Annotated in this window: 3 protein-coding genes; 2 read left to right on the plus strand and 1 reads right to left on the minus strand. The window is 56.2% G+C overall.

The genetic code is table 11. The features are described 5' to 3' along the window. Positions 1-689: 689 nt before the first annotated feature. The gene (locus NW820_RS07855) at positions 690-1,031 is read left to right on the plus strand and encodes a DUF3155 domain-containing protein (protein WP_049749658.1); all 342 of its coding nucleotides are present in this window, start codon (positions 690-692) and stop codon (positions 1,029-1,031) included. Positions 1,032-1,251: 220 nt separating this feature from the next. Continuing rightward, positions 1,252-1,509: a DUF3146 family protein gene (locus NW820_RS07860; RefSeq protein ID WP_414329773.1), complete on the plus strand. Its 258-nt coding sequence runs from the start codon at positions 1,252-1,254 to the stop codon at positions 1,507-1,509. A gap of 181 nt (positions 1,510-1,690) precedes the next feature. Here NW820_RS07860 and NW820_RS07865 read toward each other — a convergent pair whose 3' ends face one another. Then, positions 1,691-3,616 (minus strand): primary-amine oxidase, encoded by a 1,926-nt coding sequence (locus NW820_RS07865; protein WP_414407164.1) that lies wholly within the window; start codon positions 3,614-3,616, stop codon positions 1,691-1,693. Between the last annotated feature and the right edge of the window lie 788 nt (positions 3,617-4,404).

Genomic DNA, 4,404 nt, shown 5'->3' on the forward strand with positions numbered 1-4,404 from the left:
CATTCCAGCTTGCCGGTCACCTGGCGCGGGATCTATCCAATCCCTACGGTACCAGAACTCCTCACTCCAGGGCTCCCAGGATGAACTCGCGAAAGGGCTGTGTGGACATGCTGGGGATCTGCAGTGGATCTCTTGTAGAAACAAGAAGTTGGTTGTACAGTCTTACATGCGCTGTTCAACGGTAGCCCGGCACCGGAGTGCCCCTTTCTCTCCTCGGTTGAGCAGCTCCAGACTTGCAGCATTGGCAATTGACTTAGCACTTCAGCCCAGAGGGGGTTGTCTTGAAGCTGAGCTTAGGTATATGTTCTGTTGAGTATCGTTTTTGTTAATGTTAGGCTAGGGGCCAGATTTGATGCGGATCTCCCACATCGGCATCTGACTTTCTTCGCAGGTGTCAGAGCCCGTGGATCCCCTATCAATATCAGCAGTCAACCTAGCAAACGCCCAATCGCCAGCTCTCTTTGCAGGCGATTGTTGGAGGATTTTTTGTTCGGAGAAAGGTTCCCGATTAGATTTTTTTGGGCGCGTCCATAAGTAACCCTTCAAGGGCTTTGAGGGCGGCTGCTGTCTTTATTGCCTTTGTAAAAAATGATAACAAAAATGGGTAAAAGTTATTGCTTTTCTTAAGCAGCGCTGATATATTCTTTGCGGTTGCGGTTGTTCGGTCATCCTTCTACAGGAGGCTTACATTGGTTAGGAGAAGAAAGCGTAAGAGTCGCCGTCGTCTGGAAGGGCGCAAAATTTTAGATCACATTCCTCAATTTAATCTGGACAGTGGTGAAGAGAAGTCTGTAACCGCTGCTCGAAAGTATATTCAGGAAAAGTCTATTCAGCCCCCCGCGCTGATTTTGGTGCGGCGAAATGAGCATACCGTTGATCGGTTTTTTTGGGCGGAGAAGGGGTTGTTCGGCGCGCAATATGTCGAGGAGAACCACTTCCTTTTTCCCAGCCTGCGAGCTTTGTTAGCAGAGGTTGCGGCTGAAAAGCCAGAGAAAAAATCCTCGAAGACCCTTGCAACTGCCGCTCGCTAGCTTCTGGCCAGCTTTTCCTACAGCAGGAGCCCAGGAAACAGCCCCCCTACCCTGGGGGGTTTGTTGCAGCCGCTCTCAGAAGATCGAAAGAACTGACCCTGTGTACGGGATCCCTCCCCACGGGTTGAGCTTCTGATACCTCACTCCCCATGCTGGATCTGCTGGCGGCAGCGAGGGAGCCACGCGCTACCCTACAAGGGATCCCGTCGGGAGATGCCGGATGAGCCGACTGCCTCAGACCACTGCCCACATCCAAATTACCCGCCGCTCTTGGCAAGAGGGTGCCATTGAGGGGGAAGTCAATGCCAATGGTTGGGTTTGGCGCTTTTGCTGGCGCTTTCGGGCCGGGGAACTCAGAGTGGAGCCTTCTGTGGGGCGGGCTTTGATTTGCGAGCCCTTGAGCCGCTTTCTGGAAAAATCCGACTATCTGCTGGAACCGGGCAGCAACTACTCGTTTGTGATTCGCAGCAGCTTGTGAACTCTCAATCTGAGCAGATCTGAGCAGAGCTTTTGCCCAGCACCAAAGACCGGGGCTGAGCAATGGAAGGCACCTGCTACGGTGACCCAGAAACCAGGTCTCAAGCCCCGTGGGCGAAGAGTGCCTCCCCTCTCACTCCTGTCGCGCCCAAGCTGTTCGCACTTGAAAGAATCCTCGCCCTCTAGGCAGGGGGGTAGTCAATAAAGCTGCAGCAGCCTTTGGTCTTCGGCGGGGGAGGAGGCACATCCAGAGCTGGGTTGCACTCAAAGAAGCCCAGGGGCTTGAGCATAAAGCCGATGTAGCTAACCGGCATCACTGGCCAGTCCTCGGTGCGGGGGAAGTGATTGCAGCCAAAGCTATACCAGAGCACCAGGCGGGTGTTTTCCAGGGATCGGTTCGCTTGCGTCCATTGCACCAGCCCTTCGCCACCGGGGTGTTGGTTGGGGTAGTCCCCTGCTGGGAACTTCTCGCCGGGATGGTAGGGCGTGGCCCAGAGGTGGTGGGCCAGGTATCCTGCCCGTCGGTACAGCCAAGAGTCGGGGTGGGCCAAAAGCTGGACGTTTTCCCCCGGCATCAGTTTGTAGGCCACCGGCTGTCCCAGGCGGTTGTGGCGATTGGGGTTGACAATCTTCCAATAGCGGCCCCGCAAGGGATCCACCGTTTGCTTAGCCTCCTGCTCGGTTTTGAGCAGGGTGGAGCGGGCGCGAAAGGCGTTGCCATGGGGGTTATCCGGCCCCAGAGGCAGAGGTTCTGCATGCACTTCATAGAGGGAGTTGCACGGCCCATCCACCGCCATATCGAGGCGGACAGTGAAAAAGTGCTGGTGGTTGAGGCCAGACAATTGGGGTGCCACCAAGACGCCAAACTCCGGCTCTTCCCCCGGCAACGTGGCGCAAGTGTTGATGATGCCGGTGAGCTTGGCTTCAAACTCCAGCGTGCCATCCTGGTAGAAGTACCAGAAAAAGCCGTAGTCGTAGTTGCCAATGGTGGTGAAAAAGGAAAGCACCAACCGCCGCGAGCGCCGCACCTGCGCCCGTTCCGTGCGCCAGTCGGTGTGCTTCCAGAGCACCCCAAAGTCCTCCTCGTGCATACAGACGGCATTTTTCAAAAGCATGGGCTCGCCGCTGTTGGTGGGCAACCAGGCATCGAAGTAGTAGATCTCTCCCAAGCAGTCGCAGCCCAGCTGCAGGGAATTGGCCTGCATGCCAATGCCGTATTCCCCCACATCAAAGGCATTTTTGCGACAGTGGGGATCCCGCGGATCCCCGTAGGGTACCACCATCTCGGCTACCGAGGCGCGGTAGAGAATGGGGCGAAGGCGGCCTTGATCCTCGTAGCTCACCTGGTGGAGGACGAGCCCTTCTCGCGGGTTAAAGCTGATGCGCAGATCCCACTTCTGCCAGCGGATGTGGTGGCCGTCCACCTGGAAGCTCACCCCTTGGGGCTGAGTGATTTCTAGCGGCTTCAAGTCTTGGCGAAAATCTTTGAAAAACAGCTCGTCGAAGTTACCGGACTCCGGCGGCAAGGGCCACAGACCCCGATCCTCCACCTTGACAACTTGCATGCGGTTGAGGTCAATCCAGGGGTAGAGCCCCTCGATGGGGCGGGCATAGCCGTTGTCGCAAGGGGAAGTACGTAGGAAACAAAAGCCTCGCACCAGCCGCCGCCCTTCTTCTTCCGGGATCCCAAAGTAGCCCACCGTCCAGTAGTCCACCATCACCAAATCCACATCGGCAATCCCCCGCCGCTGCAGAGCCGCCAAAAATTGGGGATCCTCCTTGAGCAGGCGGTCGCAGGCGTACACCTCATCGTCGAGCAGAGGGGGCTGCACGCCCGGAACGAGCTGCCAAGAGCGCACCTGCTGTGTTGACAGAGAGACCACGGCTTCGTAGGTGTTGCCACTGGCCGGATCCAACAGCACCACGAAAGCCTGCCGATCCCACGGCTGCCCCGGCTGCCACGCTTCCATCCAAGGCCGCTCCGGCTCGTGTAGCTGGATGGTTACAAAGCGCCCCTGAGAACTGAGGGGCCGTTGCCGGCGCAGGATCTGCACCACTTGCCGCATCTCCTCAGCACTGAGGGGATCCAAGGGGTGGCCTTGGGACAATGAAGCCTGGCCAAGCAAAGCAGATTCACTCGACTGGCTATGTCGATCCAAACTGGGAGAAACTTCACAAACCACAGCAATAACCTTGAATTCTTCAGTTGGAAAATGATTGAGCTGAGCTAGGAAAAAATAGGGAGAAGTCTGCTGAGAAAGGTCAAAGGGATCCCTTCGCTCGCCATGCCGCGGGCCAGCCCATCAACCCAACTCAGAGAATCCAGAAAACCTAACAGCAGGCTAAACAGACTATCCTGTTGCCATCGCCAACATCGGGCAACTTTGCAAGAGATACCCGGGGAAAGGAAAACTTAAGCCAAAGCCCAAGGAAGTGAAGACAACCTCGGCCCTGCTAATTGTCCAGATCTAGCAATCTTCTGTTTCCCCGTCCGCTAACCAAATGAAGAGGGCAACGGCACCTTGAGAAGCCGCGCCAGGGCGAACAGGAAACCGTCAACCCATCGGGAAAATCTGAATACAGGTCTTACTACAGATAAACCCAAACTCGAGAGCAGGAGAAGTTTTCTGTGATTAAACGTCAGGCTTAACGTTGCACAGGAAAGCATAAAAAAGAGAAAACGCTTCACGCAGGCTAAGGGCAGGATCACACCGAGAAAGCTCAACGCAACGTCAACTCTCGCAAGAGCGCAAAGACATCTCGAAGCCTGCCCTGACCCTACCTGCCAGGGGGATCCCACCACTTGGGATCCGAAATGCAACTGACGATACTATAGCAGAGGCACCCCCCTTTCCCACAAGCCCGGCCCAAAGCCTCCCGGTCGCATCAGCAGGGT

Origin of the sequence: Synechococcus sp. R55.7, assembly GCF_047461955.1 — a bacterium.
In the GTDB taxonomy this organism is placed as follows: Bacteria; Cyanobacteriota; Cyanobacteriia; order Thermostichales; family Thermostichaceae; genus Thermostichus.

Bases quoted from the DNA above. Each gene is read 5' to 3' on its own strand.
- NW820_RS07860 (WP_414329773.1), top strand. From the start codon at position 1,252: ATGAGCCGACTGCCTCAGACCACTGCCCACATCCAAATTACCCGCCGC.